1 protein-coding gene is annotated in these 1,771 nt (G+C 39.8%); it reads left to right on the top strand.

What is annotated here, in order from left to right; all coding sequences use genetic code 11:
* Nucleotides 1–1,145 (top strand): putative Ig domain-containing protein (locus tag ACVPON_RS00105; RefSeq protein ID WP_462874808.1); only part of this gene is annotated, 1,145 nt, incomplete at its 5' end.
* Nucleotides 1,146–1,771 lie beyond the last annotated feature (626 nt).

The raw sequence follows: 1,771 nt of genomic DNA, 5'->3' as shown, positions 1-1,771 counted from the left end.
ACTTCCCTGTTAAGGTGGTGATCAAAGACGACAAAGGCAATCCAGTTGCCGAAAAAGACATCACTATTAAGGTTCAACGAGATACAGATGGTGACAAAGACCCAGATGTGACCGATCCAGATGATGACAATGACGGCTACACAGATGACCAAGAAAAGACAGCAGGTACAGATTCTAAGGATCCAAATAGTAAACCAACTGCGACTGTCGGCGATATTGGCGATAAGACTGTTGTAGAAAAACAACCGATTGAGCCAATTACTGTCCCAGTAAGCAATGTTCCAAATAATGGAACAGTAGAAGTGAGTGGCTTACCAGATGGCTTGACCTATGATCCAGCTACCGGAACTATCACGGGTACCCCGACTGTTACAGACTGGGGCAAGGATGAAGAAGAACGCGACTTCCCTGTTAAGGTAGTGATCAAGGACGAAAATGGGAATCCAGTTGCCGAAAAAGACATCACTATTAAGGTTCAACGAGATACAGATGGTGACAAAGACCCAGATGTGACCGATTCAGACGATGACAATGACGGCTACACAGATGACCAAGAAAAGACAGCAGGTACAGATTCTAAGGATCCAAATAGTAAACCAATTGCGACTGTCGGCGATATTGGCGATAAGACTGTTGTAGAAAAACAACCGATCGAAGCCATCAATATTCCAGTCACAAATGTACCAAAGGGTGGTAACGTATACGTTGCTGGTCTCCCAGATGGCTTGACCTATGATCCAGCTACCGGTACAATCACTGGTACCCCAACTGTCACAGACTGGGGCAAAGATGAGGAAGAGGTTAACTTCTTGATCACAGTCTTTGTAAGTGATGCAGATGGGAAAATAGTTGCTGAGAAAGAGTTCATTATCAAAGTTCAACGTGATACAGATGGCGATAAAGACCCAGATGTAACGGATCCAGATGATGACAATGACGGCTACACAGATGACCAAGAAAAGGCAGCAGGTACAGACTCCAAGGATCCAAACAGTAAACCGGTTGCTACTACTGTGAAATCAACTTCAACAGCAGTACTTCCAAAAACAGGAACAGAAACTTCTGCTTTGGGAGCGTATGGTTTTGCAGCTCTTGGCTTGGTAGGACTTCTAGCACTTGGTAAGGGTAAAAAAGAAGAGGAATAGTCTTCTTCCATGAGTAATCCTTGCAACTTTAGCTAGAATAGATACTATTATATTTGTATATACGATTAGCGATAGCAACTTTTTAAGTTGAAAATTCTAGTAGGGAATAGAGCAAGTTCTAAAATTATGAATAGTTGTAGCATTTGTTCTATCCCCGAAAGATAAGCTAGTAGTATAGACATACAATACCTAATACTTAAGAGACAAAAAGAGTTTCAAAGTTAAACCACCTAGGTTGACTTTGAAACTTTTTTATATACACATTTATATATTTTGGAGTCTCTTATTTGGTTTATGTACTTAAAAAAGGAATGTCAATTTTTTTGACAATAGAAAAGTAAAAGCCAGTAGCTTTTCAAACTTATCCCTGATATTTGCTGTCGAATTGCCCTATGACAGGACTAGATGGAAAACATTACAGATTTTTTAGAAATTTGTCTACTTTCTATAGAAATTCTTCTACTTTAAAAAAGTTTTTTCCTATTCCATGGGAGAGAAAGTAACCACAGAAAGTCTGAAATTGCTTGAAGTAAGCAGATTTATAGAGGGGAAGAAGGGAATAAAAAAGGATATACCTATTCGTATATTTTACATCTAAAATAGTTGACAAAGTCGGGGGGGGGGGG

It is taken from the genome of Streptococcus sp. 1F3, assembly GCF_054968985.1.
Note: the sequence above shows the minus strand (reverse complement) of the source record. Positions and strands in the feature narration are given on the sequence as shown.